This is a genomic window from Mycetocola sp. TRD_SC_2 (assembly GCF_055361225.1).
This window is the reverse complement of the sequence record NZ_CM143954.1, coordinates 1,333,937-1,360,281: the sequence shown is the minus strand read 5'-3', so window position 1 is coordinate 1,360,281 and position 26,345 is coordinate 1,333,937. Positions and strand designations below refer to the sequence as shown.

Annotated in this window: 24 protein-coding genes; 2 read left to right on the top strand and 22 right to left on the bottom strand. The window is 64.8% G+C overall.

The window, feature by feature from the left end:
* Positions 1–150: 150 nt before the first annotated feature.
* The 5 genes from ACWA1Q_RS06465 to ACWA1Q_RS06445 form a co-directional block, all read right to left on the bottom strand.
* Positions 151–564, bottom strand: coding sequence for a cytochrome c oxidase subunit 4 (locus ACWA1Q_RS06465; RefSeq protein ID WP_463760473.1), 414 nt, complete (start codon positions 562–564; stop codon positions 151–153).
* Complete coding sequence (gene ctaD, locus ACWA1Q_RS06460) at positions 564–2,294, bottom strand: aa3-type cytochrome oxidase subunit I (protein ID WP_463760471.1); 1,731 nt, start codon at positions 2,292–2,294, stop codon at positions 564–566. Before ctaD ends, ACWA1Q_RS06465 begins: the two co-directional genes overlap by 1 nt.
* Positions 2,295–2,296: 2 nt before the next feature.
* Positions 2,297–3,202, bottom strand: coding sequence for an aa3-type cytochrome oxidase subunit II (ctaC, locus tag ACWA1Q_RS06455; RefSeq protein WP_463760469.1), 906 nt, complete (start codon positions 3,200–3,202; stop codon positions 2,297–2,299).
* 173 nt (positions 3,203–3,375) lie between these two features.
* Complete coding sequence (gene erpA, locus ACWA1Q_RS06450) at positions 3,376–3,735, bottom strand: iron-sulfur cluster insertion protein ErpA (protein WP_463760467.1); 360 nt, start codon at positions 3,733–3,735, stop codon at positions 3,376–3,378.
* A gap of 107 nt (positions 3,736–3,842) precedes the next feature.
* The gene (locus ACWA1Q_RS06445) at positions 3,843–5,261 is read right to left on the bottom strand and encodes a M20/M25/M40 family metallo-hydrolase (protein ID WP_463760465.1); all 1,419 of its coding nucleotides are present in this window, start codon (positions 5,259–5,261) and stop codon (positions 3,843–3,845) included.
* 39 nt (positions 5,262–5,300) lie between these two features.
* On the opposite strand from ACWA1Q_RS06445, the gene ACWA1Q_RS06440 reads away from it, so the two are divergent.
* Complete coding sequence (locus ACWA1Q_RS06440; RefSeq protein WP_463760463.1) at positions 5,301–5,894, top strand: DUF3043 domain-containing protein; 594 nt, start codon at positions 5,301–5,303, stop codon at positions 5,892–5,894.
* 6 nt (positions 5,895–5,900) lie between these two features.
* Here ACWA1Q_RS06440 and ACWA1Q_RS06435 read toward each other — a convergent pair whose 3' ends face one another.
* Genes ACWA1Q_RS06435 through hisD form a run of 3 tightly spaced genes read right to left on the bottom strand, consistent with a single transcriptional unit; the run spans position 5,901 to position 8,819 of the window.
* Positions 5,901–6,944: a quinone-dependent dihydroorotate dehydrogenase gene (locus ACWA1Q_RS06435; RefSeq protein WP_463760461.1), complete on the bottom strand. Its 1,044-nt coding sequence runs from the start codon at positions 6,942–6,944 to the stop codon at positions 5,901–5,903.
* Positions 6,945–6,972: 28 nt separating this feature from the next.
* Complete coding sequence (gene nrdR / locus ACWA1Q_RS06430; protein WP_463760459.1) at positions 6,973–7,455, bottom strand: transcriptional regulator NrdR; 483 nt, start codon at positions 7,453–7,455, stop codon at positions 6,973–6,975.
* 53 nt (positions 7,456–7,508) lie between these two features.
* Positions 7,509–8,819, bottom strand: a complete 1,311-nt coding sequence (gene hisD, locus ACWA1Q_RS06425; protein ID WP_463760457.1) for a histidinol dehydrogenase — start codon at positions 8,817–8,819, stop codon at positions 7,509–7,511.
* Positions 8,820–8,925: 106 nt separating this feature from the next.
* Between hisD and ACWA1Q_RS06420 the strand changes: the two genes are divergently transcribed.
* Positions 8,926–9,420: a flavin reductase family protein gene (locus ACWA1Q_RS06420; protein ID WP_463760455.1), complete on the top strand. Its 495-nt coding sequence runs from the start codon at positions 8,926–8,928 to the stop codon at positions 9,418–9,420.
* A 2-nt stretch (positions 9,421–9,422) separates the two neighbouring features.
* On the opposite strand, the gene ACWA1Q_RS06415 is transcribed toward ACWA1Q_RS06420, so the two are convergent.
* The 14 genes from ACWA1Q_RS06415 to murD all read right to left on the bottom strand — a co-directional run bounded on the left by ACWA1Q_RS06415 (position 9,423) and on the right by murD (position 26,344).
* Positions 9,423–11,261, bottom strand: a complete 1,839-nt coding sequence (locus ACWA1Q_RS06415; protein ID WP_463760454.1) for a hypothetical protein — start codon at positions 11,259–11,261, stop codon at positions 9,423–9,425.
* Between the two features lie 67 nt (positions 11,262–11,328).
* Positions 11,329–14,793, bottom strand: a complete 3,465-nt coding sequence (gene dnaE, locus ACWA1Q_RS06410; RefSeq protein ID WP_463760789.1) for a DNA polymerase III subunit alpha — start codon at positions 14,791–14,793, stop codon at positions 11,329–11,331.
* A gap of 89 nt (positions 14,794–14,882) precedes the next feature.
* Positions 14,883–15,803, bottom strand: a complete 921-nt coding sequence (locus ACWA1Q_RS06405; protein WP_463760452.1) for an RluA family pseudouridine synthase — start codon at positions 15,801–15,803, stop codon at positions 14,883–14,885.
* Positions 15,803–16,471, bottom strand: coding sequence for a signal peptidase II (lspA, locus tag ACWA1Q_RS06400; protein ID WP_463760451.1), 669 nt, complete (start codon positions 16,469–16,471; stop codon positions 15,803–15,805). The genes ACWA1Q_RS06405 and lspA overlap by 1 nt, the downstream gene beginning before the upstream one ends.
* A gap of 3 nt (positions 16,472–16,474) precedes the next feature.
* A complete protein-coding gene (locus tag ACWA1Q_RS06395) occupies positions 16,475–17,110 on the bottom strand; it encodes a DivIVA domain-containing protein (RefSeq protein ID WP_463760449.1) in 636 nt (211 codons plus the stop codon).
* Positions 17,111–17,231: 121 nt separating this feature from the next.
* Positions 17,232–17,534, bottom strand: coding sequence for a YggT family protein (locus tag ACWA1Q_RS06390; protein ID WP_463760448.1), 303 nt, complete (start codon positions 17,532–17,534; stop codon positions 17,232–17,234).
* A 7-nt stretch (positions 17,535–17,541) separates the two neighbouring features.
* Positions 17,542–18,054 carry a cell division protein SepF gene (locus ACWA1Q_RS06385; protein WP_463760446.1) on the bottom strand — a complete coding sequence of 171 codons (513 nt, stop codon included), beginning with the start codon at positions 18,052–18,054 and terminating at the stop codon, positions 17,542–17,544.
* Between the two features lie 37 nt (positions 18,055–18,091).
* Complete coding sequence (locus ACWA1Q_RS06380; RefSeq protein ID WP_463760444.1) at positions 18,092–18,799, bottom strand: YggS family pyridoxal phosphate-dependent enzyme; 708 nt, start codon at positions 18,797–18,799, stop codon at positions 18,092–18,094.
* A 2-nt stretch (positions 18,800–18,801) separates the two neighbouring features.
* Positions 18,802–20,001, bottom strand: a complete 1,200-nt coding sequence (gene ftsZ, locus ACWA1Q_RS06375; RefSeq protein WP_463760442.1) for a cell division protein FtsZ — start codon at positions 19,999–20,001, stop codon at positions 18,802–18,804.
* A gap of 156 nt (positions 20,002–20,157) precedes the next feature.
* Positions 20,158–21,111, bottom strand: coding sequence for a cell division protein FtsQ/DivIB (locus ACWA1Q_RS06370; RefSeq protein ID WP_463760439.1), 954 nt, complete (start codon positions 21,109–21,111; stop codon positions 20,158–20,160).
* Between the two features lie 3 nt (positions 21,112–21,114).
* The gene (gene murC / locus ACWA1Q_RS06365; protein WP_463760436.1) at positions 21,115–22,512 is read right to left on the bottom strand and encodes a UDP-N-acetylmuramate--L-alanine ligase; all 1,398 of its coding nucleotides are present in this window, start codon (positions 22,510–22,512) and stop codon (positions 21,115–21,117) included.
* Between the two features lie 64 nt (positions 22,513–22,576).
* The gene (locus tag ACWA1Q_RS06360) at positions 22,577–23,653 is read right to left on the bottom strand and encodes a UDP-N-acetylglucosamine--N-acetylmuramyl-(pentapeptide) pyrophosphoryl-undecaprenol N-acetylglucosamine transferase (protein WP_463760434.1); all 1,077 of its coding nucleotides are present in this window, start codon (positions 23,651–23,653) and stop codon (positions 22,577–22,579) included.
* Positions 23,650–24,858, bottom strand: a complete 1,209-nt coding sequence (gene ftsW / locus ACWA1Q_RS06355) for a putative lipid II flippase FtsW (protein ID WP_463760432.1) — start codon at positions 24,856–24,858, stop codon at positions 23,650–23,652. The genes ACWA1Q_RS06360 and ftsW overlap by 4 nt, the downstream gene beginning before the upstream one ends.
* Complete coding sequence (murD, locus tag ACWA1Q_RS06350; protein WP_463760430.1) at positions 24,827–26,344, bottom strand: UDP-N-acetylmuramoyl-L-alanine--D-glutamate ligase; 1,518 nt, start codon at positions 26,342–26,344, stop codon at positions 24,827–24,829. The genes ftsW and murD overlap by 32 nt, the downstream gene beginning before the upstream one ends.
* Between the last annotated feature and the right edge of the window lies 1 nt (position 26,345).

The window sequence follows — 26,345 nt, the reverse complement described above, 5'->3', positions numbered from 1 at the left end:
ATCGCACCATCCGGGTGTTCCGCTGGTCACCTGACTCGGTTGATCGTGAGACGCTCCGAGGAGTGGTCATTCGGACCCACAGCGTCGTTCATATGAGACACAAAAACGGCCAGGCGCATCGCGCCTGGCCGTTTTGTGTTGTACTGAAAATCAGCGGGCGTGGAACCCGCGGTAGAACTCGTATGTCCAACCGATGACGGCGATCAGGACGAGCGGCGCTGCGATGAACGCGATCCAGAATCCGACCGCGAGCCCGAGCATGAGAAGCGCGCACCCGCCGGCAAGAACGATCGGCCACCAGCTCCACGGAGCGAAGTGCCCCATCTCGGGGTCGCCGTCGTCGATATTGGCGCTGAGTGTGTCTTCCGGAAGCTCCCCGCCCTGGTTTCGGTGCACTCGGTTGAGGTAGAAACCGAGGAACGCAGCCAGGAGGGCCGACAGGGTCAGCGCGGTGGATCCGGCCCACTCAAGCTGGCCGGCCGTTGTGGTCCAGAAGATGTAGATTCCAGCGACCAGCGTGAAGAAGACGGCGAGGATCCAGAAGAGGTTGACGTTCGCCTTCATTACTTCACTTCACCTTCCGAGCGGTCGTACGTGGGAGTGTCCGGGGCGTCCTTCGCCGGTCCGATACCGACGGGGATGCCGGCTTCGGGGTGATTCAGGTCGAAGGCGGGACGCTCGGAGCGGATCCGTGGGATCGACGTGAAGTTGTGGCGAGGAGGCGGGCAGGATGTCGCCCACTCGAGCGATCCTCCGTAGCCCCACGGGTCGTTCACGGTGACCTTCGGCGCCTTGCGTGCCGTGATGTAGACGTTCAGGAAGAACGGCAGCATCGACAGCGCGAGGATCATCGAGCCGACAGTGGACAACTGGTTCATCCAGGTGAAGTTGTCTTCAGGCGAGTACGTGGCGTACCGACGTGGCATACCGACCACACCGAGCCAGTGCTGGATGAGGAAGGTCGTGTGGAACCCGATGAAGAGCAACCAGAAGTGCCAGTAGCCGAGCTTCTCGTTGAGCATCTTGCCGGTCCACTTGGGCCACCAGAAGTAGAATCCGCTGAACATCGCGAAGACGACGGTTCCGAAGACCACGTAGTGGAAGTGGGCGACCACAAAATAGGTGTCAGAGACATGGAAGTCGAGCGGAGGTGACGCGAGGATCACACCGGTCAGACCACCGAACGTGAACGTGATGAGGAAGCCGATCGCCCACAGCATGGGGGTCTCGAACGTGACGGAACCCCGCCACATGGTTCCCACCCAGTTGAAGATCTTCACACCCGTTGGAACAGCGATGAGCATCGTCATGAGCGCGAAGAACGGCAACAACACGGAGCCGGTGACGTACATGTGGTGTGCCCACACCGTCACCGACAAGGCGGCGATCGCAATGGTCGCGTAAACCAGCGTTTTGTACCCGAAGATCGGTTTGCGGCTGAAGACCGGGAACACCTCGCTCACGATGCCGAAGAACGGCAGCGCAATGATGTAAACCTCGGGGTGGCCGAAGAACCAGAACAGGTGCTGCCAGAGAATCACTCCGCCGTTTTCGGCGTCGTAGATGTGCCCATCGAAGACTCGATCGAGGCCGAGTCCGAACAGAGCTGCCGCGAGAACGGGGAACGCCATGAGGATGAGCAGCGACGTGACGAGGGTGTTCCAGGTGAAGATCGGCATCCGCCACATCGTCATACCTGGTGCGCGCATGGTGATGATCGTCGTGATGAAGTTCACGCCACCGAGGATCGTTCCGAATCCGGAGATCGCCAGTCCGAGCACCCAGAGGTTCCCGCCGAGACCAGGCGAGAACGTTGTGCTCGACAGAGGCGCATATGCGAACCAACCGAACGATGCCGCGCCCTGCGGTGTGAGGAATCCACCGACCGCGAGCAGGCTGCCGAAGAGGAAGAGCCAGAACGAGAACGCGTTGAGCCGCGGGAACGCGACGTCAGGTGCACCGATCTGAAGCGGCATGAGCGCGTTGGCGAAACCGGCGAAGAGCGGTGTCGCGAACATGAGCAACATGATCGTTCCGTGCATGGTGAACAGCTGGTTGTACTGCTCCTTGGTCTCGACGAGGGCGAGACCCGGCTCGAACAGCTGGGCCCGGATGATGAGCGCCATCACGCCGCCGATGCAGAAGAACAGGAACGACGCGATCAGGTACATGTACCCGATGGTCTTGTGGTCCGTCGACGTGACCCAGTTGACGAGGATGTTTCCCTTGCGCTCAACTGTGTTCTTGTTGACCACCCGAGCCTGACCGGCTGGGATCTCGATGGTGGTAGCCATGGCTAGTTACCCTCTTCCTCGGGGCGATCCGGGGAGTCGATACCCGGGAGTGTTGCGTTGCGGGAGAATTCGTCGCCGAAGTCTCCGATGTTGCCCTCGTCCGCAAGCGACTGGAGGTAGTTGTCGTACTCCTCCTGGGAGACGACCTCAACGTTGAAGAGCATCATCGAGTGGTACTCACCACAGAGCTCTGCACATTTGCCTGCGTACGTTCCTTCGCGTTCCGGGATAAACGACATGTAGTTCGTCTTGCCGGGGAACATGTCCTTCTTGTAGAGGAAGTCGATGACCCAGAACGAATGGATGACGTCTCGTGCTTCGAGGGCGATCGTCACCTTCTTGTCGACGGGCAGATACAGTGTCGGCAGCTGCTCCTGGTCGATTGTGCCCGGCGCTGAGCCCTCATCAGACCGCGCCTGGACGCCAGCTAGCCAGACATCTTCGCCGTCTACTGCCTCGTCATAGATGAAGTCCCATGACCATTGCTTCGCGAAGACCGAGATTTCGACGTCGGGGTCGTCGTGGTGGGTCTCGATCGCGGCCTGGTCACGCGCGGTGAACGCGAAGAATCCCAGCACGAGGATGAGCGGCACGATCGTGTAGAAGATCTCGATCGGCATGTTGTAACGCATCTGGACGGGAAGGCCGGTCTGGCCCTTCCTGCGGCGATAAACCACGATCGCCCAGATGATGAGTCCCCAGGTCAGAAGACCAACACAGAGGAGGACGATCCACGCGGTGGTCCACAGCCCGGCAATGCGCTCGGTGTGGTTCGTGACGGGCGCTTCGCCCTCCACAAAACCGGGAAGATAGCCGTGCAGTTCGGCCTGGGTACAGCCGGCCAGAACCACGGCGAGCGTGATGGCGACCGGTACAGCAGCCCATCGGAGTCGAGGATTCGAGCGCACCTGGGACCTTTCGATGACAGTGTTATTACAGCCTTCAGTCTAGCCCGATCCTCACACCCGCTCTCGACCATTTGGGGGGCGTGGCCGGGTATCAGGTGGCCGCGGCGGGCTTAAATGATGCAGGGGACGCGCCGTTCCCGGCGCGTCCCCTGCATCGATTTCTGAAAAACTGCCTAGTGGAAGCTGTCTCCGCACGCGCAGCTGCCGCCCGCGTTCGGGTTGTCGATGGTGAAACCCTGCTTTTGGATGGTGTCTTCGAAGTCGATCGACGCACCCTCCAGGTATGGAACGCTCATCTTGTCGACGATAACTTCGACGCCGTCGAAGTCGACAGTGGCGTCACCGTCGAGCATCCGCTCGTCGAAGTACAACTGGTAGATGAGGCCGGAGCAGCCGCCGGGCTGCACGGCGACGCGCAACCGCAGGTCGTCACGGCCTTCCTGTTCGAGGAGGCTCTTCACCTTTGCTGCTGCCGTGTCGCTCAGCCCGACTCCGTGGGCGGGCGGGGCGGATGTCAGCGTCGTGTCGCTCATGACTCTCCTTGGTAGGTCGTGCTTTCGGGTACTGCCACATTCGCGTTCATTCTACGCATCGAAACCGTGTGGCGGCTGGAGGGATTCCCTGTCGAGCGGATGCCGCGTCAGCGGCGCGCTTCGTTGAGCCGCGCGAGGAGCAGCGCCTCGGCGAGGATGGCCCGGGAGAACACTCCGAGGTGCAGCGATTCATTCGGGCTGTGAGCGCGGGAGTGTGGATCCTCGACTCCGGTGACGAGGATCTCGGCCTCTGGGAATTCCCTCACGAGGTCAGCGATGAAGGGGATGGAGCCGCCGATACCGAGTTCCACCGGTTCGACACCCCAGGCGTCAGCCATTGCCCGCTTCGCTTCGCCCACCGCGTATCCGCTGGTGTCGACCAGGAACGGGTCGCCGAGGTCGAGGTCATCGATCTCGATCAACGCTCCGAACGGCGCGTTCGTCTCGAGATGCCGTTCGATCGCGGCCTGGGCGTCCTTCGCTGTCTGGCCAGGCGCCACCCGCACGCTCACTTTGACGGAAACAGTGGGAGAGAGAGTGTTCGAGGCGTTCGCAACCGATGGAGCGTCAATTCCGGTCACGGTGATCGATGGCTGGGACCAGATCCGGCTGAGGATCGTCCCCGTGCCGATCGGGCTGACGCCGGGAAGGAGGCCCGCCTCCGCGCGCAACTGATCTTCGGTGTACTCAGGGGTGTCACCCTCATGGCGGGTGAGCCCGTCGATGGCGACGGAGCCGGCGTCGTCCCAGAACGTGGAGAGCAACCGGATGGTGGCCAGCATGGCATCCGGGACCGCTCCCCCGAACATGCCGGAGTGCGAAGCGTGCTCGAGCGTCGTCACGGTGAGACGGAACGTCACGTTACCGCGCAGACCGATGGTCAAAGCGGGTGTTTTCTCATCCCAGTTGTTGGAGTCGGCGACGATGATGGCGTCGGCCGAAAGCGCGTCGCGGTTGGCGCGGAGGAAGTTTGCGAAGGACCGGGAACCGAATTCTTCCTCTCCCTCGATGAACAGGGCGAGTCCGAGATCGAAGTCATCGCCAACCGCTTCGGTCAGTGCGCGGAGAGAAGCGATGTGGGCCATCACTCCAGCTTTGTCGTCCGCAGCGCCCCGACCATAGATACGGTCGCCGCGTACCGTCGGCTCGAAGGGCTGGGAATCCCAGTCCTCGTCCTTTCCGGGTGGCTGCACGTCATGGTGCGCGTACAACATCACCGTGGGCCTGCCGTTCTTCGCGTGACGGGTGGCGAGCACGGCCGGCTGCCCGAGCTCGTCGGTCTCGCCGATCGGCGCCTGAAGGATCTCGACAGAGTCGAACACACCTGTGTTTTCTGCCAGGGTCGCCACCGCTTCAGCGCTCGCCCGCACATGGGCCGGATCGAATGCAGCCCAGGACACACTCGGGATCCGCACAAGGCGAGAGAGATCTGCGATCGTCGACGGCAGCGAACCGGCCACCGCCTCGCGGATCGCGGAGTCGGTGGAAGAGGTATTCGGCTGGACGTGCTCGTCGGTATCGGTCATGCAGGTAATCTTAAGAGATATCCAGCGCAAGGACTCATCGTGACCAAGCACACTTCAGGCTCGTCTCCCGAGCCCACCATCGAAACCGCCGAAGAGACTGCTGACCGTCTCGCCGGCAACAGCGGCAAGGGGCGGCCGACGCCGACCCGCCGTGAACGCGAGGCGCTCAACAAGCGACCGCTTGTGCCTGGCGACCGCAAGGAAGCGGCGAAGGCGGCCAAGGCAAAAATGGCCGAGAAGCGCGAAAAGGCCCGGATCGGGCTCGCTGCCGGTGACGAGCGGTACCTGCCTGCGCGTGACCGTGGCGTACAGAAGCGATTTGTTCGCGACTACGTCGACTCCCGGTTCAACATCGGTGAGTTCCTCATTCCGGTGATGTTCCTCGTCATCCTGCTCACCCTGTTCCCACCGCTCGTGCAGGTTTATGCGATGCTCTTGCTCTGGGCATTCTTCGCCATCGCTGTTCTCGACGCGGTGTGGCTCGGCAGATCGGTGAAGCGCAAGCTCGCCGAGAAGTACGGTGCAGACTCGGTCGAGCGCGGTGTTCGGTGGTATGCGGCCATGCGTGCGTTCCAGATGCGTGTCCTTCGCCTGCCGAAGCCGCAGGTCAAGCGCGGTCAGCGCCCCGCCTGATCGCGGTCAGGCTGCCGGCAGGCGTTCGCTGAGCGCACTGAGACCACGGTTGATCTGGCGTGCCCACAGCGGCCCGCGGTAGATGAACGCCGTGTAGCCCTGCACGAGGGTTGCTCCGGCGGCAAGCCGCTCGGCGACGTCTTCTGCCGTCTCCACTCCTCCGACCGAGATGACGCAGAGCCCTTCGGGGACGACCGAGCGGATGAGACGAAGCACCTCGAGGGATCGTGTTGCGAGGGGCGCTCCCGAGAGACCGCCGGCACCGGCCGCTTCGACGACATCGGGCGGCGTGGACAGTCCGGTTCTCGCGATGGTGGTGTTTGTTGCGATGACCCCGTCCAGCCCGACCTCGACCGCGAGTTCGGCGATTCTGCGAACCTCGTCGTCGCTGAGATCAGGGGCGATCTTCACGAGCAACGGAGTTCTGCCTGCGGCCTGTTTCACGGCTGTGAGGAGTGGAGCGAGCTTGTCGAGCTCCTGCAGACCGCGTAGCCCTGGAGTGTTGGGCGAGCTCACGTTGACGACAAGGTAATCGGCGACAGGGGCGAGGAGTCTGGTGCTCGTGAGGTAGTCCGGGATGGCGTTGTCAACGCCGACGACCCGGCTCTTGCCGATGTTCACACCGAGTACGGGTCGCCCGGGGACGCCTCGGACGCGCGCGAGTCGACGGGCTGCCGATGCCGCTCCCCCATTGTTGAAGCCCATCCGGTTGATGACGGCGCGATCGGGGATGAGTCGGAACAGGCGCGGCTTCGGGTTTCCGGGCTGCGAGTGGGTGGTCAGCGTTCCGACCTCCACGTGACCGAAGCCGAGCGCTCCAAGACCGATGACCCCTTCGCCGTCCTTGTCGAATCCGGCGGCGACACCGAACGGCGTGTCGAAGTGAAGGCCGAGGGTGTCGACCCCGAGGTCAGCGTTCGGCCGGGTGAACCGGCGCACGGCGCCGGCGAGGCCGACGGCGGGCAGCGCCTTGATCACCGCAAAAGCGAGGTGGTGGGCGCGTTCAGGATCGAGCCTGGACAGGACGGAGGAGAAGAGAAAGCGATACATGCCTATGCAAGGGTATCGTGTCGGCGGATCAGGCCTGCGCGTGCTGCCCCGTGGCATCCGCCGCTTCGTGCTCGCTGCGGAGCAGGGTGATGGCGTCCTCGAAATCCTCGAGCGAGTTGAAGGCCTGGTAGACACTGGCGAAGCGCAGGTATGCGACCTCATCGAGTTCACGCAGCGGGGTGAGGATCGCGAGGCCGATCTCGTTCGCGTCGATCTGGCTGGTGCCGGTCTGCCGGATCGACTCCTCGACTTTTTGCGCGAGGATCGCGAGGTCGGAGTCAGTGACCGGGCGCCCCTGGCAGGCCTTGCGCACCCCGGAGACGACCTTCTCGCGACTGAACGGTTCGACGACGCCACTCCGCTTGATCACGTTGAGGCTCGCGGTCTCCGTCGTCGAGAAGCGGCGTCCGCATTCAGGGCACTGCCGACGGCGGCGGATCGAAAGCCCGTCATCGCTCGTGCGGGAGTCGATGACGCGGGAATCGGGGTGACGGCAGAACGGGCAATACATGCGTCAAGACTACCGCTGCCTGCGTCCGGCTCGGCGGGCCCCCACGCGACCGGTCAGCGGGTGGGGAACCTCGCGGTGACCGCGTCCCCGTGTGCGGGGAGCGCCTCAGCGCGGGCCAGGGCGACGACATGGTCGGCGACGCCGGCGAGAGCCTCGCGGTCGTATTCGATGACCTGCTGCGGCCGGAGGAAGGTGTGCGCGCCGAGACCCGACGAGAATCGCGACTGTCCACCGGTGGGAAGCACGTGGTTCGAGCCCGCGAGATAATCGCCGACGCTGACCGGTGAGTGCGCTCCGAGGAAGATCGCACCAGCGCTCGTGATGGTCGCGAGCACAGCCTGGTCGTCAGCGGTCTGGATCTCGAGGTGCTCCGGCCCGTAGGCATTGCTGAACCGCGCTGCCGCTGCCAGATCGTCGACAAGCACGATCGCCGATTGCGGTCCGCCGAGTGCTTCGGTCACCCGGGCGGAGTGCTCCGTCGAGCTGGCGAGTCGCGACAGTTCCGCTTCGACGGCTTGAGCAACCTCGGCCGAATCGGTGACGAGCAGTGACGCCGCCGCTTCGTCGTGCTCGGCCTGGCTGATGAGGTCTGCGGCGACGAGCACGGGGTCCGCCTGAGCGTCAGCGATCACGAGGATCTCGGTCGTGCCGGCCTCAGAATCGATGCCGACCACACCACGGACGAGGCGTTTCGCCGCCGCAACATAGATGTTGCCAGGACCGGTGACCACGTCGACCGGATCGAGGCCGAGTGAGGGCACTCCGTACGCGAAAGCGCCGATGGCGCTCGCGCCTCCCATCGCGTAGACCTCATCGATGCCCAGGAGCCCGGCGGCGGCGAGAATTGTTGGATGCACCGCTCCCCCGTTGTCGTTCTGGGCCGGGGACGCGAGCGCGATGGATGCCACGCCGGCGACCTGAGCGGGAACGACGTTCATGACCACACTCGACGGATAGACGGCTTTGCCACCCGGGACGTAAAGACCGACGCGGTCGACCGGCTGCCAGCGCTGGTGGACGGAGGCGCCGGGGGCAAGCGTGGTTGTGACAGGGGCGGGAATCTGAGCCCTCGTGGCTTCCCGGACCCGCTCGATCGCCGCTTCGAGCGCGGCGCGAACGTCGGGGTCGAGAGAGGAGACAGCATCCGCGATGGCGGCGGGCTCCACCCGGATTCGTGCATCGGCTACGCCGTCAAATCGCTCGGCGTGGCGGCGAAGGGCGTCTTCGCCGTCGGCCCGGACCTCTTCGATGAGGGTGCCTGCGGCGGCCGACGCCACGGAAACGTCGACGACGGGGCGCGGGATGAGCGTGAGCAATTCGGCGCGGCTAGGCTGAATTCCGCGAAGGTCGAGAGTCTGAATCATGGTGACCCCAGCATATCCGGCGGTTCTTCCCGGAATATCCCGTCTCCATCCATGTTGATGTCAGACGCATGGGCCAGCAGGCGCCCGCCCGAAAGGAACACACAGTATGAACCCGATGCAGCCCGATCTGGATGCCTTCAAGGCCGCCTTCCGCCGTCACGCCGCTGGCGTCGCGGTCGTCACGGCCCTCGACAGCACCGGCACTCCCGTGGGCTTCACGGCGACATCTCTCGCGTCCCTCGCCGCCGTTCCGCCGCTCGCGACTTTCAACATGGCGAGGAGCGCCAGTTCCTGGCCGGCGATCTCGTCGACCGACCGGGTCGTCATCCACATGCTCGGTGCGCGGAACCGGCGCGTGGCCGAAATCATGAGCGGTGACAACGCCTCGCGATTCATCGGCGACCACTGGCACATGGGCGACAACGGACTTCCGATCCTCGACGCCGTCACGACCTGGATGAGCGGCAGGATCATCGAACGCTTCTCCGTGCACAACAGCGCGGTAGTCGTCGTTCAGATCGAGGGCGGCGAGGTCGGCGCGGACGACGAGCCCCTGATCTACCACGAACGCCGGTATGTGCGCCCGGGCGACATTGCCTGAGGTTAGCCGCGGGTGATTCCGTCGAGGTCGTGCAGCACGCCGATGCGTCCATCGTCGTGACGGATCACGAGTTCGGATCCCCGGTCGACAACCGCGAGTGCCCATGCTGTTGGGCCGATCTCAAACACCGTCGCCCCTGACACCTCATCGATGACCGGGCGCGGCACCGGAGAGTAGACCCAGAACGGCTGCGTGGAAAAGACAGCGGTCGGGGATGCCGCAACCGGTGCCTCTTGTTCGGGCGTGATCTCGTCGGGTGTCGCCCGCGCTCGCGCGGCGGGCTCTGAGTGTTCCGGCTCACCCGTCTGTGTTTCGGAGTGCTCCGGCTGAGCGTCGTCGTGGACAATTGATACTGGTTCTGCCTTTGCGACGGGCTCCGCCGAGGAGTCACCGGGCGTCTGGCGCCCAGTGGCGGATCGGGCCGACACATGGCTGAAGGCGGGCATCGGGGATGACACCTCATCCGCACGCTCGTCATCGACGTCGCCGGGCTGAATGGCTGTCGCGGGTTCCGGATCGACAGCGGGTACATCGGACGCGACGAAGCCGGGCGCAAATGCCTGCGACTCGCCCGGAGCACTGTCCTGACGTTCTCCACCTACGGCGAGTTCTTCGTCTGTGTGCGCTTCACGAGCGTGTTCGCTCTCCTGGAATTCCTCGAAGGGCACGGCAGCTGTGCGCTCGGCGGGGACCTGCGGGACTTCCTCGGCGATGCCGGACGGCGGCCGAACGGGTTGCCCGGCGATGGTCCGCTCATCAATGCCGTCGTCGAGGGTCGGCCGATCGGCATGCAGCTCGCCACGCTGTTCAGCGCTGGGAACGTAGTCTTCGGCCGGTACGGCGGGAGCGGATCCGCGTCGCTGGTACGCGGCGAATTCGCCCAGCCCTGCCTGCTGCAGAGGAAAGCCCGTCTCGGCAGGGAACTGCTGCGGCTGTTCCCGGGGAATCTGTTGTTCCGGGCGAGGGCGGCGAGGGACCGCGTCCGCTGGCCGCGCGACTCGGTGGGCCCCGGCATCCTTCCGATTGGTGAAGTCCGAGTTGAGCAGCGGAATCACCGGCGCGAGCGTCGTGACAACGACAGCGGCCAGCGAGAACAGAAGGCCAACGATCACTCCGGAGCCCGGCGCGAGTATCTCAGACCCGCCGCCGAACCAGGCGGGGAATCCGAGAATGAGGAAGAGGGCTCCGAGGTAGAAACCCGCGGTCACGACGGATGCCGCTGAGGCGAACTGGTCGACGGACAACGACCCGACACGAAGGCGCCGACCGGGAGCCACTCGCCGCGTCAGGATCAAAGCCGCTGCGGTGACAAGCACCAGAGCTGCGGGAATCGCGAGCCAGGGCGCTGGAGCCCACGCGCTCGAATAGCCGAAGAGATCGGCGTAGTCCCCGCCGAGGAACGGCAGGAACGATGCGAGGAAAACGACCGCCGTTACTCCGAAGAACAGGACCTCACGCAGTGTGAACGGACCGACGCCGTATGGCACGCCGGACGCATCCGTTTTCGGCCGCGGGACTCGGGCAGGCGCGTGCTGGGCCTGCTGCGGGAACTGCTCCTGGGCAGGGCCGGGCTGTACGGGCTGGTAGACCGGCGGGCCCTGCTGAGGAAAAGGCTGCTGCGGATAGCCACCCTGCTGCGGGTAGGGCTGCTGCGGATAGCCGCCCTGCTGCGGGTAGGGCTGCTGTGGGTACGCGCCCTGCTCCGGGTACGGCTGCTGGGGGTACGGCTGCTGAGGATACTGCGGCGGAAATCCACCCTGCTGCGGCAGGAACGGTTGCGGCGTCTCCGGCTGTCCCTGACCGGGATCCCGGGATTCAGGCGGCGTGGTCGGGTTCGTCATGGGGATCCTTCGTTCGCTGCTGTACAGGTAGTGGGGAGGCTCGGGGCCGATACGGTTCGAGCGTACGTCATCCGAGGCAATTGGGGCCGAGCAGTGATTTCAGCTCACCGAACAGGTCGGGCGTGACCTTGACGGGGTAGGGAATCTCGAACAGACGGGCCACGTCCCCGCGCACCAGTTTCAGGCGGACCTCGGCATCACCGGAGTGACGCGTGAGGATGCCGCCGAGTTGCGTGACGAGTTCGGTCGTCGCCCGCGCGTCAGGCATCGTCAGCGTGAGCGGGCCGGAAACCCCGCCCTGCTCGATGTCGGGCGAGAAGATGCTGTACGCGTGCAGGTTCATACCGTCGTCGCGCATGCTCACGCGACCGCGGACGACGACGACGGAGTCGTTGATGAGCGTGGGCGCGAACTCGAGGTACGCCTTGCCCATGAACATCACGGTGATTTCACCACCGAAGTCTTCCACCTGGATCATGCCGTACTGGTTGCCTGACGTCTTCGCCACCCGGTGCTGCACGCTCGTGACGAGGCCCGCGATCGTCACGGTGTCGCCATCCTGAGTGTGCTCGGAGGTGAGGAGGTCGGTAATCGTGGTGGTCGCGTGCTTGGCGAGCTGCAATTCGAGACCGGCGAGCGGGTGGTCGGACACATACAGGCCGAGCATCTCGCGCTCGAACGCGAGTTTGTCTTTCTTCGACCATTCCGGTCGGTCTGGAGCCGACTCCTCCGGCGCGTCAAGGTCGAAGATCCCGCCGAACAGATCGACCTGGCCGTTGGCCTCGTTGCGCTTGAGGCTGACCGCGCTGTCGACGGCATCCTCGTGTACTTCGATGAGTCCGCGACGCGTCGCACCGAGCGAGTCGAATGCTCCTGCCTTGATCAGCGATTCCATCGTTCGCTTGTTCGCGACCGGAAGCGGAACCTTGCGGAGGAAGTCGTGGAAGGAGGTGAATGCGCCCTCGCTTTCGCGCGCAGCGCGGATCGCTTCAACGACGTTGAACCCAACGTTCCGAACAGCGCCGAGGCCGAACCGGATGTCCTCGCCGACGGCCCGGAAGAAGCCGATGGACTCATTGACGTCTGGCGGAAGAACCTGAATTCCCATGCGCCGGCATTCGTTGAGGTAGATCGCGGCCTTGTCCTTGGAATCCCCGACGCTCGTGAGCAGGGCGGCCATGTATTCGGCCGGGTAGTGGGCCTTGAGGTACGCGGTCCAGTACGACACCACCCCGTATGCGGCGGAGTGCGCCTTGTTGAACGCGTAGTCGGAGAACGGAAGAAGGATGTCCCAGACGGCCTTGATGGCGGCGTCTGAGTAGCCGCGTTCGCGCATGCCGCCGCTGAAGCCCTCGAACTGTTTGTCGAGCTCGGACTTCTTCTTCTTGCCCATCGCCCGCCGGAGGATGTCTGCCTGACCGAGAGTGAAGCCGGCGAGCTTCTGGGCCACCGACATGACCTGCTCCTGGTAGATGATCAGCCCATGGGTGCCCCCGAGGATCTCCTGGAGTGGTTCCTCGAGCTCGGGGTGGATCGGTGTGATCGCCTGCAACCCGTTTTTGCGCAGGGCATAGTTCGTGTGGGAGTCTGCGCCCATCGGGCCGGGCCGGTACAGGGCGATGACAGCGGAGATGTCTTCGAAGTTGTCGGGCTTCATGAGGCGCAGGAGGCTGCGCATCGGACCGCCGTCCAGCTGGAACACACCGAGAGTGTCGCCGCGGGCGAGCAGTTCGTAGGCGCCTACGTCGTCGAGGGGTAGCGTCTCGAGCTCGATCCGTGTACCACGGTTGGATTCGATGTTGTCGAGGGCATCGCTGACGATCGTCAGGTTTCGCAGGCCCAGGAAGTCCATCTTGATCAGCCCGAGGGCTTCACACGCCGGGTAGTCGAACTGCGTGACGATCTGGCCGTCCTGCTCCCGCTTCATGATCGGGATGATGTCGATGAGGGGGTCGCTCGACATGATCACGCCCGCAGCGTGGACTCCCCACTGCCGCTTGAGGTTCTCGATTCCGAGAGCCGTGTCGAAAACCGTCCGTGCTTCGGCATCCGTCTCAACGATCGTGCGGAGGTCGACGGTCTCCTTGTAGCGCGGATGTGTCTTGTCGAAGATCCCGGTGAGCGGAACGTCCTTGCCCATGACGGGTGGCGGCATGGCCTTGGTGAGCTTGTCGCCCATGCCAAAGGGGAAGCCGAGAACGCGCGACGAGTCCTTGAGCGCCTGCTTTGCCTTGATCGTGCCGTAGGTGACGATCTGCGCGACGCGTTCGTCGCCGTACTTCTGGGTGACGTAACGGATGACCTCACCACGGCGCCGGTCATCGAAGTCGACGTCGAAGTCGGGCATGGAGACACGGTCGGGGTTGAGGAAGCGCTCGAAGATGAGTCCGTGCACAATCGGGTCGAGGTCGGTGATCTTCATCGCATACGCGACCATCGATCCGGCACCGGAGCCACGGCCAGGGCCGACCCGGATGCCGTTCTCCTTCGACCACTTGATGAAGTCGGAGACGACGAGGAAGTAGCCGGGGAAGCCCATCTGGACGATGACGCCGGCTTCGTAGTTGGCACGGGCTCGAACGTCGTCGGGAATTCCGTTGGGGTAGCGCTCGACAAGGCCGCGCTCGACCTCCTTGATGAACCAGGTCTCTTCGGTCTCGCCAGCCGGCACCGGAAAGCGCGGCATGTAGCTCGCACTCGTGTTGAACTCGACGTCGCAGCGCTCGGCGATGAGGAGCGTGTTGTCACACGCCTCCGGGTGGTCGCGGAACAGTTGCCGCATCTGCTGGGCGGACTTGAGGTAGAACTCGTCGGCGTCGAACTTGAAACGGTTCGGGTCGTCGAGCGTCGAGCCGGACTGAACGCACAGCAACGCCGCGTGGGCCTTCGCGTCGTGAGCGTGGGTGTAGTGGAGATCGTTGGTGGCGACGAGCGGAAGATCGAGTTCCTTCGCGAGGCGGAACAGGTCGGTCATGGTCCTGCGCTCGACGTCGATGCCGTGGTCCATCACCTCACAGAAGAAGTTGTCTTTGCCGAAGATGTCACGGAACTCGGCAGCGGCAGCCTTGGCTTCGTCGTACTGGCCGAGTCGCAACCGGGTCTGAATCTCGCCACCGGCACAGCCGGTAGTCCCGATGACTCCCTTGGCGTACGTGGCAAGAACCTCGCGGTCCATCCGCGGCTTGAAGTAATAACCCTCGATGGACGCGAGCGACGACATCCGGAAGAGGTTGTGCATGCCCTCCGTCGTCTCGGAAAGCAGCGTCATGTGGGTGTACGCACCGCTACCGGAGACGTCATCGCGACCCTGGGCGCTCGTGCCCCAGCGCACCCGGGTCTTGTCGGTGCGGTGGGTGCCGGGCGTGATGTACGCCTCGGTGCCGATGATCGGCTTGATTCCCGCGGCGGTCGCCGTCGACCAGAAATCGAACGAGCCGAACATATTGCCGTGGTCGGTGACCGCGACGGCGGGCATCCCCTCGGCGACAGCGGCCTCGATGAGCGGTTTGACGCGGGCGGCGCCGTCGAGCATCGAGTACTCACTGTGGACGTGCAGGTGAACGAACGAGTCGTCAGTTGAAGGCAAGACTTCTCCGGAGAACTGGGGGCTGGGCTCCCAGCCTAATCCTCACGGAGGACATCGAGGGCGTGCTGGAGGTCGTCCGGGTATGCCGAGTCGTAGGTGACCCACTCCCCCGAGCCGGGGTGCGTGAACGAGAGCCGGGCGGCGTGCAGCCACTGCCGGGTCAGACCCAGCCGGGCAGCGAGCGTGGGGTCGGCTCCATAAAGCGGATCGCCGACGCACGGATGCCGCTGGGCGGCCATGTGCACGCGGATCTGGTGCGTCCTGCCACTCTCGAGGTGGATCTCGAGCAGTGACGCGCTCGCGAACGCCTCGACGGTTTCGTAGTGGGTGATCGAGGGCTTGCCCTCGGCTGTGACCGCGAACTTCCAGTCGTGTTTCGGATGCCGCCCGATCGGGGCGTCGATCGTCCCGGCGAGCGGGTCCGGGTGTCCCTGAACGAGAGCGTGATACACCTTTTCGACCTCGCGGTCGTGAAAGGCTCGCTTCAGGTGGGTGTACGCCCGTTCGCTCTTCGCGACGACCATGAGCCCGGTGGTGCCGACGTCCAGGCGGTGCACGATCCCGGCACGCTCCGCTGAACCCGACGTAGAGACGGTGTAGCCGGCTCCGGCGAGGGCGCCGAGTACGGTGGGGCCTGTCCAGCCGACCGACGGATGAGCGGCCACGCCGACGGGCTTCGAGACCACGATGATGTCGTCATCGTCGTGCACGACGGAGAGGTCGCTGACGATGACAGGAACGACGGCGGGTTCCTGTTTGGGCGTCCAGTTCACCTCGAGCCAGGACCCGGCGGTGAGCCGGTCCGATTTGCCGGCGGGCTTGCCATCGAGGCTCACTCCCCCGGCTTCGGCGACGTCGGCGGCGAAACTGCGTGAGAACCCGAGAACCTTGGCCAGTCCGGCGTCAACTCGCGTGCCGTCGAGACCGTCGGGGACGGGCAGGCTGCGCGTCTCCATCAGGCGTCCGACCGGTGTGACTTCTCTGAGGCACCGAGCTGCTGCTCGGCGGGCTTCACGTGGTCCTCCGTCGGCATCGTTCCGGAGTCGATCGTGTCGTCGCTTGCTGCGGCATCCGCCTCTGGGTCCGGCTTTGTTGCCCGGGTTCCGTCGAGGTTGATTCCGAGAATCGTCAGGAGGATGAACAGGCCCATGCTCGACACGATGCAGATGTCGGCGATGTTGTAAATCGCCGGAATCATCCACGGGGTGGAGATGAAGTCGATGACGTGGCCGAGGCCGAATGACGGCTCGCGGATCAGTCGGTCGGTGAGGTTGCCGAGCACGCCCCCGAGGAGCAGGCCGAAGACGATGGCCCACCCGATCGAGCGGATGCGCGGGGCAAGGACGATGATCGCGACGGTGACGACGGCGGCAAGGATCGAGAAGATCCAGGTACTGCCTGCCGCGAGAGAGAACGCAGCCCCTGGGTTCCGGACGAACTGGAAGATGAGGACGTCGCCGAGGACCTTGACCTGCTCGCCGAGCGGCAGGGTCGTGACGACAAGATGCTTGGTGAACTGGTCGAGCGCCAGTGCCGTCGCCGCAAGGGCGGCGACGACAACTAGCGCTCGGACACGGAGCGGCCGCGCCGGTGTGGGTTCCGGCGAAACCTTTTCTTCGCTCAAAACTTACGCGTTGGACTTCTCGCTGGTCACGTAGCCGGAGCCCGATCCCTGTGCGCTCGGCCCGGCGTTGGAGTCGAGTTCCTTGAGCTGGCTCTCGATGTAGCCACGGAGCTTCTGACGGTACTCACGCTCGAAGTCGCGCAGTTCGTCGATCTTCTTCTCGAGAGTGGAACGCTCCTCGTTGAGGATGTTCATCTGTGCGCGCTGCTTGGCCTCGGCCTCGGCAACGACACGGGCTGCGGTGGCGTGGCCTTCGGCGATGAGTGCGTCGCGTTTCTCGGCGCCTTCGCGGACGTGCTCGTCGTGGAGACGGCGTGCGAGCTGGAGGAGGCTCGAGCTGGACTCGCCCTCATCCTGAGCCGACGGCGCGGGGGCCGGAGCTGCAGCGGGGGCAGGCTCAGCAACGACGGGAGCCGGTGCGGCTTCTGCCGCCGGAGCGGGTGCTGCCTCTGCGGGGCGAGCGTCGCCGGCGTCGGAGCCTTCGAGGCGTGCCTTGAGCTCGTTGTTTTCCTGGAGCAGACGGCGAAGTTCGACAACGACCTCGTCCAGGAAGTCATCGACCTCGTCCTGGTCGTAGCCCTCACGGAACTTGGTCTGCTGGAACTGCTTGTTGACTACGTCTTCCGGAGTTAGCGCCATGGCTTCCCACCTCTTACTTGATTGAGCTCGAATGGACGTGCCTACGCTAGCAAACACCAGCAGCGACTGCTGGCTGAGAGCTGAGGGGCACGTGACTTAACAGGATACCCCGCGCGCACCGTCAGCGCAGAAGCAGATTGACCAGAGACATCGACACGATGACGCACAGCATCGTGATGCTCCAGCCGAAATCCAGCGCGAGCGCGCCGATTCTGACGGGTGGGAGAATCCGACGGAAAAAACGGATCGGCGGATCCGTCAGGGAGAACACGAGTTCAGCAGCGATCAGTCCCGGTCCGGTCGGCCGCCAGCGCGGCTTGAACGAACGGGCAAGGTCGAGACCGAACCGCGCCCACATGACGAAGAAATACAGCAGGAGGGCGAAGTACAGGATGTTTCGGAGAAGCGAAAGAACGGAGTCCACCCCTCAATTATTGCTGAGCGAAGAAGGTCGACTCCGCATCAGCGGCTGCGCCCTGGTCACCGAGCACGGCGACGTGTGCCGGGGAGAGCAGGAAGACCTTGCTCGTGACGCGCTCGATCTTGCCGTAGAGGCCCTGCGAAAGACCGCTGGCGAAGTCGATGAGACGCTTGGCGTCTCCCTCGCTCATCTGGGACAGGTTGATGATGACCGGAACTCCGTCGCGGAACGTCTCGGCGATCACCTGGGCATCGCGGTACTGCTTGGGGTGCACGGTGAGGATCTCGTTGAGCTCAGCCGGCGCGGCCTGCTTGGTGGCCGTCGGCCGGCGCAGGGGCGTGACCGGTGCGCGATTCTGCACGGGTGCAGCCGCCTGGGCAGCAGGCGCGCTTGCTGCCGACGTGCCGTGCGTGTTCGACGCAGCGGATGCCGCGGCGGGGGCAGTCTGCTGGTTCTCCTCGTACTCGAGATCATCATCTGCGAGGCCAAGGTAGACCATTGTCTTCTTCAGCGGGTTGGACATCGCTACCTCCGTTTGTGCGGTTCCTACTTCAATGAGATTAACCGGGTAACGGCCGGTTACCCGTGATTGCGGTCCCAATGCGAAGGTGTGTCGCGCCTTCGGCGATCGCCTCGCGGTAATCGTGGGACATTCCTGCTGAGATCCGGTTCGCGTCCGGCGCCAGGGCGACGACGCGGTCGGACAGCGTACGTAGTCGGGCGAATGCACGCCGGGGTTCCTCGCCGAGCGGCGCGACAGCCATCACTCCGAGCAACCGGAGCGATCCGGTCGCGAGGACGCGCTCGACGAGGTCGTCGAGCACGTCAGGCGCCACACCGCCGCGTGCCGGATCCTCGGTGAGGTTGATCTGCACGAAACAGTCGAGCGGAACCTCACGGGGCACTGCAAGCGCTGTGACGAGGGCTTCCCTGTCGATCGAGTGCACGACGGAGGCGTATGCGGCAGCCTGCCGCGCCTTCTTCGACTGCAACTGGCCGACGAAGTGCCAGGCCGCGTCCGACAGGTCGGAGAGCTCCGCGGCTTTCACGGCCGCTTCCTGGTGCCGGTTCTCGCCAAAATCGCGAACGCCGAGCGCATGCAGCTCCCGCACGAGATCGGCGGGGTGGAACTTGGTCACGACGATCGTTGTGATCTCGGATGCCTCGCGGCCGGCCGCCGATGCGGCATCCGTTATTCCTGCCCGGACACGCGCCAGGCGCTCGTCCAGCGAAAGCCGGTCGAGCGCCTGGTCGTCGCCGTGTGGCATCTCTACTTGAGGAAGTCGGGGATGTCGAGTTCGTCCTCGTCGGCGAACGCCGGGTCCGCCGTCACCGGAGGCGTCGCGAGCGACTGCTCGGTAACCTTCCAGGTCTGGGGCGCCTCGGTGAGCACGGAAGCGCCCACAGTCGCGCTGGTGCTTCCGGCGGCGGCCGCAGCGGCCGGTGCCGCTGGGGCACTCGTCTGCACGCCTCCGGTCGTCACGACGGCGTCGCGCGCTGACTCGCCCTGGCGTGACGGCGGCTCTCCCCCGTCGAACCCGGCGGCGATGACGGTCACCCGGACCTCGTCACCGAGGGTGTCGTCGATGACGGCACCGAAGATGATGTTAGCTTCGGGGTGAACTGCTTCCTGTACGAGGCGAGCGGCGTCGTTGATCTCGAAGATTCCGAGGTTCGATCCACCCTGGATCGAGAGAAGCACACCATGCGCACCTTCGATGCTGGCTTCGAGCAAGGGGGACGCCACCGCGAGTTCCGCGGCCTTGATCGCCCGGTCTGCACCGCGCGACGATCCGATGCCCATGAGCGCCGACCCTGCACCCTGCATGACGCTCTTCACGTCGGCGAAGTCGAGGTTGATCAGGCCGGGGGTGGTGATGAGGTCGGTGATGCCCTGAACACCGGCGAGGAGGACCTGGTCAGCCGTCGAGAATGCCTCAAGCATGCTGATTCCGCGGTCGCTGATCTCGAGGAGACGGTCGTTCGGCACGACGATGAGCGTGTCGACTTCTTCCTTGAGCTTCGCGACTCCCAGCTCGGCCTGAGCCTGGCGGCGGCGGCCTTCGAAACCGAACGGCTTCGTGACGACACCGATGGTGAGGGCGCCGATCGACTTGGCGATGCGGGCGACGACGGGGGCACCACCTGTTCCGGTTCCTCCACCCTCTCCCGCCGTGACGAAGACCATGTCGGCCCCTGCGAGGGCCTCCTCGATCTCTTCGGCGTGGTCTTCGGCTGCGCGGCGGCCGACCTCGGGGTCCGCACCCGCTCCGAGGCCGCGGGTGATCTCACGCCCGACGTCGAGCTTGACGTCGGCGTCGCTCATGAGCAGCGCCTGGGCGTCGGTATTGATGGCGATGAACTCGACGCCGCGAAGGCCGAGTTCAATCATTCGATTGACGGCGTTGACGCCGCCGCCGCCGATGCCGACGACTTTGATCACGGCAAGGTAGTTCTGGTTACTAGTCACGTCCGGCCTCCGGGGAAAGAACCCTCAACCTCAGGTTAAGGTTTAAAGTTATGCTCAGTATGCATTTCTTGAACTCAAGTTATGCCGGGCACACCGAACACGCGGGATGACATGCGCGTGTCGCGAAAACGGGGCAGAAAAAAACGAGACGAGCGGTCAGCGAACGACGGCGACGCTCGGCGACGTGACGTCGTACTCGGCGAAATCCGGTTGCGCCTTCATGAGCACCTCGAGCGTATGCGCCTTGAGGGCGGACTCCTCTGCACTCCCCCACACCACGGTGGTTTCGGTGTCCGTGAGAGTGAAACGGACATCGTCCTTCGTTGTCGCTGTGACGGCGTCGACCCGCGCGAAGAGGTCCTCGGGCAGGGCCCGGAGGACGGCGGCGGCTGGGGCGAAACCATCCGCCTTCACTCCACCGTCGACGGAGATCAGGGGGTATCCACCGGGGCGGTCGGTCGAGGACTCGATGACAACGCCGGCTGCATCGACGATGAGGAACCCGTCCCCCGTGTCGATCGCGCCCACCGGTGTTCGCTCGACCAGACGGATGACGAGCGTCGACGGCGGGCGGGCTTCGACCGCGTAGGACTCGATGAGCGGATAGCTGACGAGAGCGGCCTTGATGGCGCTTTCGTCGACCATGGGGAACGGGGATCCGAGCTGGCCTGAGAGATCTGCGACCACGGCATCCGAACTGACCCGCTGCGCTCCCTCGACCTGGATCGTGCGAACCGACAGGATCGGCGTGTACGCGAGGAGGCACGCGAGAAGGGCGAGCCCGACAATGCCACCGAAGACGGACAGGATCGTCCTGCGCCTGCGCCTCGAGTGTGCGGTGAAGCGCTTGACCTCGGCGCGCTCCACGCGCTTGCGTTGTTTCCGTGCTTCGCGCAGGCCAGGCAGCTTCTCTGGTTTCTCCAGCGTGTCCGGTTTCGCCGCACCGGCTCGGTCCGCATCCGGTGTCGGAGGGAACGGAATCGGCGCGGCAGGCGTGACAGTGACCGGTGCCTGAGGCGTCCGAACCGGTGTCTCGGAGCGCGACGTCGCTGGACTCCCCGGCTCGGATGGAGACGGTCGCTGGGGGGTGAAACCTGAGGGCCGCTTCATTCGTTACGGCCTGGCAGCGGTGAGCGAGCCGAGAAGCTGGGGAACGATCCGGTAGACGTCGCCACAACCGAGCGTGATCACGTAGTCGCCTGGTTCGGCGATTGACGCCACGTAGTCGGCCGCTTCCTGCCAGTCCGCGATGAAGGCGACGCGGGAGGCATCTGTGAACCGCTGTGAGACGAGTTCACCGGTGACGCCCGGTTCCGGGTCTTCGCGGGCACCGTAGACGTCGAGCACAACGGTCTGATCGGCGTGGGACTCGAGAGTCTCCGCGAACTCGCCAGCCATCAGGCGGGTCCGGCTGTAGAGGTGAGGCTGGTGCACGGCGATGATCCGCCCGCTGCCGACGACCGTGCGCGCAGCCGAGAGTGCCGCGGCGACTTCGGTCGGGTGGTGGGCGTAGTCGTCGAACACACTGACGCCGTCCACTGTGCCGTGGAGTTCGAACCGTCGTTCGGTTCCGCCAAAGTCTGCGATCGCGGCGAGGGATTCGGCGGCGCCGAATCCGAGGCCGACGAGGACCGCGAACGCACCTGCGGCGTTGATGGCGTTGTGCTTGCCCGGGATCCGCAGCGTCGCTCCATTGTCCTGGCCCTGGTAGCTGATCACGAATGACACCGGGCCCTCTGCGCCGATCGAGTGCACGCGCACATCGGCGTCCTCAGCCTCACCGAAGGTGAGCAGGCGTTTGCCGTCGAGCTTCGCCGCGACGCGGAGCGCCCCGGCATCGTCCGAGGAGATGACGACGAGTTCAGAGGCCTTCTGCGCGAAGGTGACGAAGGCATCGTCGAACGCTTCGAGCGACCCGTAGTGGTCGAGGTGGTCGGCGTCGACGTTGGTGATCAGGGCGACAGCGGTGTCGTAGAGCAGGAACGAGCCGTCGGATTCGTCGGCCTCGACGACGAACAGGTCACCGGTTCCGCGGGCACTCGACACTCCGAGGGATTCGATGACTCCGCCGTTGACGAAGCTCGGGCTTTCGGACAGCCCGAGGAGGCCGGTGACGATCATGCCCGTTGAGGTGGTTTTTCCGTGCGCCCCAGCGACCGACACCAGGCGGGTTCCGCTGATCGCCGCTGCGAGGGCCTGTGACCGGTGCAGGATCGGGATGCCGCGTTCCTTCGCGAGAACGTATTCGGGGTTCGTTGGCCACAGGGCGCTCGTGACGACGAGGGTGTCTGCGTCGCCGACATTGGCGGCGTCATGTCCGATGTGCACCGTCGCGCCGAGTTCCCTGAGCGCCTCGATGTTCGCTGACTCGCGAACGTCTGAGCCGGTCACCGTGTGCCCCGCGCCGAGGAACAACCGGGCGATGCCGCTCATACCGGAACCACCGATGCCGACGAAGTGCACGGTGCCAAGATCGTCGGGGATGGCGACGCTGAAGTCGGGCTTGATCACGCTGGGTACTCGCTGTTCTTTGGGGCTGGGCGGAAGGTTCAGTTATAACGCATGGGGCTGGGTGTCAGCGCCCGGCGAGGGAATCGTGGATCAGATCGATCATGCGGCTGGTTCCCTCGAGGGTGCCCATCAGCCGGGACTGAACGGCCATGTCCTGCACGCGCATTCGGTCTGTGATGAGAGGCACGAGTGACGTCTCGATCCACTCCGGGGTGAATTTCGCGTCGAGGACAATGACCGCTCCCCCGGCGTGCACAGCGTCTGCGGCGTTATACCGCTGCTCGCCGTTGCCAACCGGGTAGGGAACATACGCGGCGGGGATGCCGAGGGCCGAGAGTTCGGACACAGTGGCCGCGCCCGCGCGGGAGACGGCGAAGTCGGCCACGGCGAGGGCGAGGTCCATCCGGTCGCAGTAGTCGACGAGATGGTAGTGCTCGGTTCCCGGGTCGGTGAGGTCGGATTTGCTGCCGACGATGTGGAGGATCTGGTAGCCCGCATCGATAATTGTCTGCCGCGAAGCGAAGATGGTCTCGTTGACCCGGCGCGCGCCGAGCGATCCACCGGTGACGAGGAGCGTCGGCCGGTCAGTCGCAAGCCCGAACAGGTCGGCTGCTTCTTTTCTCGCGACGTCGCGATCGAGGCGTTCGATCTCGCGGCGGAGCGGCATCCCGACGAATCGGGACTGACGCAGTTTGGTTCCGTGGAAGGCAACTCCGACGAACGGGGTGAACCGAGCTCCGAGCCGGTTCGCGAGCCCGGGCTTGGCATTCGCCTCGTGGACGACTACCGGGATGCCGGCGCGGCGGGCAGCGAGGTACGCGGGAGCTGAGGCGTAGCCACCGAATCCGACCACGACGTCGATGTTGTGCTCAGCGATCATCGCGACGATCTGTGACACCGCCTGCCGGAACCGTTTTCCGAAGCTCAGTGCCCTGCGGTTGACCCGTCGCGGGAACGGGAGTTTCGCGATGGTCAGCAGTTCGTACCCGCGTTCGGGCACGAGTCGGGACTCGAGGCCCTCCTTCGTGCCGAGAACGAGAACGCGGGCATCCGGCTCACGCTCGGTGATCGCATCTGCGACGGCGAGCAGAGGGTTCACGTGCCCGGCGGTGCCACCCCCGGCGAGGAGGTACGAGGTCATGAGCTGAACCGTCCTTCGGAGACGGCGCTCCGGGGCGAGGACTGTTCCCTCGCAAAGGCGAGCACGATTCCGATGGCGGCGAGTGAAGTCAAGAGCGCGGTTCCTCCTGCGGAGATGAATGGGAGCGGGACGCCGAGCACCGGCAGCAACCGGAGGACGACTCCGATGTTGACGAATGCCTGGCCGATGATCCAGAGGAGGATCGCTCCGGTCGTGATGCGGACAAAGGGATCGGTACTGGCGCGGATGATGCGGGCGAATCCGACAGCGAGCAGGACGAACATGACCAGCACGACGGCACCGCCGATGAGGCCGAGTTCCTCGCCGATGATCGCGAAGATGTAGTCGTCGGATGCGGCGGGGAGCCAGGAGTACTTCTCGCGCGAGTTTCCCAGGCCGAGGCCGAACACTCCCCCGTTGGCGAGAGCCCAGGTGCCATGGAGCGGCTGCCAGCAAAGACCTTCATAATCGAGGCACTCTTCGTCGAGGAACGTCATGATGCGAGCCATCCGGTTCGGGCTCATGATTGCCATGATGAAGAACATCACCAGAGCACCGAGAACGGGTACGGCGAGGAAGCGGAGCTTGATGTTGGAGAAGAACAACGCGCCGAACACGAGTCCGCCCATGACGACGACTGTTCCGAGGTCATGCCCGGCGAGGACGAGCCCGAGTGCGAGTGCACTCACCGGAATGGCTGGAATGAATGCGTGCTTCCAGTCGGAAAGCAGCGCCATCTTCCTGCTCAGGACCGCGCCGAGCCAGATCGCGAGAGCCAGCTTGAGCAGCTCGGATGGCTGTCCGCTGACCGGGCCGATGGCGATCCAGTTGCGGTTTCCACCGCTACCGAATCCGAGCGGCGAGAATACGAGAAGCTGAAGCAGGAGAGCGCCACCGAGAATAACCCAGGCCCAGCGCTTCCAGAATCTGACGGGAATCCGGCTGATCACAAGCATGAGCGGGATACCGATCACCGCGTACGTGGCCTGTTTCCAGAAGCCGCCGAAAAAGCCTTTGTTGTCGAGGAAAGAATCGACGGAGGACGACGACAAAATGATGACGAGCCCGACGCCAACGAGGAACAGGGTCGTGCCAAGCACGAGCAGGTAGTTCTTCGACTGCGGGGTGAGGGTATGCCCAAGGGAGATCCGGGCGGATGCCGGCCTGTCGTCGTTACGGGTGCGATCGGTCGTCGGGGCGCTCATCTCTCGATCCTCCCCATCGTTTCTGCACGGCGTCGCTGAATTGTCTGCCCCGTTCGGCGTAATCCGCGAACTGGTCCATGGATGCCGCGGCGGGGGCGAGGAGGACGACGTCACCTGACGCCGCTACCTCTGACGCCAGGTCGACGGCCCGGGTCATGACATTTCCAGTGTCATCCGCTGTCACCTCGAACACAGGGACTTCCGGGGCGTGTCGCTCGAATGCGGCGAGTACCGCACCGCGGTCGACTCCGATGACGACAGCGCCGCGGAGCCGATCGGCGTGACGCGCGACGAGGTCGCCAACGTCGACTCCCTTGAGCAGTCCGCCGACGATCCAGACAACGGAGGGATACGACCCGAGCGATGCGTCAGCGGCGTGTGGGTTCGTCGCTTTGGAGTCGTTCACCCAACCGATTCCTTCGGCGGTAAGAACGAGTTGGATCCGGTGCGCGTCGAGTGAGAACGCCAGGAGCGCGCGCCGAATGATTGCCGGCGCTACCCCGAAGGATCGAGCGAGGGCAGCGGCGGCGAGCACGTTGGCGACGATGTGCGGTGCCGCGAGCCCTGAGGCAGCGAGATCATCGACGGTGGTGAGCTCGAGCGCTGAGGTGAAGCGTTCCTCGAGGAAGGCACGGTCGACGAGGATGCCGTCGACGATCCCGAGATCGCTCGGTCCGGGAACACCGAGTCCGAACCCGATGGCCCGAGCGCCTTCGGCGACGTCGGCTTCCCTCACGAGACGCTCGGTGACGGCATCCGACCGGTTGTAGACGCACGCGACTTTGGTTCTCGAGTAGACCTCGCCCTTCGCGGCGATGTACGCCTCGAGTGAGCCGTGCCAGTCGAGGTGATCATCGGCGATGTTGAGGCAGACGCTCGAATACGGGGTGACCTTGTCCGGGCCGCTCTGTCCGGCGAGGTAGTGGAGCTGGTAGCTCGACAGCTCGACGACGAGCACGTCAAAGCCCTGCGGGTCGCGGATCGCGTCGAGCACGGGAATGCCGATGTTGCCGCACGGTGCCACGCGGAGCCCGGCCTCGGCGATCATCGCTGCCGTCAGCTGGACGCTCGTGGTCTTGCCGTTCGTCCCGGTGACGAGGATCCACTCGGCCGGGGCACCGACCTTGTCGCGCACCCGCCAGGCGAGTTCGACGTCTCCCCAGACCGGGATCCCCTGTTCAGCTGCCCAGACGAGCAACGGATGCGACGGGGCGAATCCCGGCGACACCACGAGGATCTCGGGGCGGTGATCGACGAGTTCTGCCGGGGCGGTGTCGAGGTCGCTCCGCGCGAGGCGCGCCCCGATGACATCGAGGAGTCCCGCGCGTTCGTCTGGCGCTTTCGATGCGACGACGAGGACGTCGGCGCCGAGTTCGGCGAGAGTGTCGGCGACGGAGAATCCGGTGACGCCGAGGCCGAGCACCCCGACGCGGAGCCCGGTCCAGTCGGCGTGCCAGCTGGTCAGGGTGTCCAGTCGGTTGGTCATG

Excerpts from the sequence above, each read along its gene's own strand:
- nrdR (WP_463760459.1), bottom strand. The coding sequence starts at position 7,455 with ATGTATTGCCCGTTCTGCCGTCACCCCGATTCCCGCGTCATCGACTCC.
- ACWA1Q_RS06380 (WP_463760444.1), bottom strand. The coding sequence starts at position 18,799 with ATGCCACACGGCGACGACCAGGCGCTCGACCGGCTTTCGCTGGACGAG.
- ACWA1Q_RS06415 (WP_463760454.1), bottom strand. The coding sequence starts at position 11,261 with ATGACGAACCCGACCACGCCGCCTGAATCCCGGGATCCCGGTCAGGGA.
- ACWA1Q_RS06385 (WP_463760446.1), bottom strand. The coding sequence starts at position 18,054 with ATGTCCAACCCGCTGAAGAAGACAATGGTCTACCTTGGCCTCGCAGAT.
- ACWA1Q_RS06435 (WP_463760461.1), bottom strand. The coding sequence starts at position 6,944 with ATGTATCGCTTTCTCTTCTCCTCCGTCCTGTCCAGGCTCGATCCTGAA.
- ACWA1Q_RS06405 (WP_463760452.1), bottom strand. The coding sequence starts at position 15,803 with ATGGAGACGCGCAGCCTGCCCGTCCCCGACGGTCTCGACGGCACGCGA.
- ftsW (WP_463760432.1), bottom strand. The coding sequence starts at position 24,858 with ATGAGCGCCCCGACGACCGATCGCACCCGTAACGACGACAGGCCGGCA.
- dnaE (WP_463760789.1), bottom strand. The coding sequence starts at position 14,793 with ATGCTCGACGGCGCCGCCCGCGTCAAACCGCTCATCGAGGCCGCTGTC.
- murD (WP_463760430.1), bottom strand. The coding sequence starts at position 26,344 with ATGACCAACCGACTGGACACCCTGACCAGCTGGCACGCCGACTGGACC.
- ACWA1Q_RS06445 (WP_463760465.1), bottom strand. The coding sequence starts at position 5,261 with ATGACCGATACCGACGAGCACGTCCAGCCGAATACCTCTTCCACCGAC.
- ACWA1Q_RS06395 (WP_463760449.1), bottom strand. The coding sequence starts at position 17,110 with ATGGCGCTAACTCCGGAAGACGTAGTCAACAAGCAGTTCCAGCAGACC.
- ACWA1Q_RS06370 (WP_463760439.1), bottom strand. The coding sequence starts at position 21,111 with ATGAAGCGGCCCTCAGGTTTCACCCCCCAGCGACCGTCTCCATCCGAG.
- erpA (WP_463760467.1), bottom strand. The coding sequence starts at position 3,735 with ATGAGCGACACGACGCTGACATCCGCCCCGCCCGCCCACGGAGTCGGG.
- ACWA1Q_RS06360 (WP_463760434.1), bottom strand. The coding sequence starts at position 23,653 with ATGACCTCGTACCTCCTCGCCGGGGGTGGCACCGCCGGGCACGTGAAC.
- ctaD (WP_463760471.1), bottom strand. The coding sequence starts at position 2,294 with ATGGCTACCACCATCGAGATCCCAGCCGGTCAGGCTCGGGTGGTCAAC.
- ACWA1Q_RS06465 (WP_463760473.1), bottom strand. The coding sequence starts at position 564 with ATGAAGGCGAACGTCAACCTCTTCTGGATCCTCGCCGTCTTCTTCACG.
- ACWA1Q_RS06420 (WP_463760455.1), top strand. The coding sequence starts at position 8,926 with ATGAACCCGATGCAGCCCGATCTGGATGCCTTCAAGGCCGCCTTCCGC.
- hisD (WP_463760457.1), bottom strand. The coding sequence starts at position 8,819 with ATGATTCAGACTCTCGACCTTCGCGGAATTCAGCCTAGCCGCGCCGAA.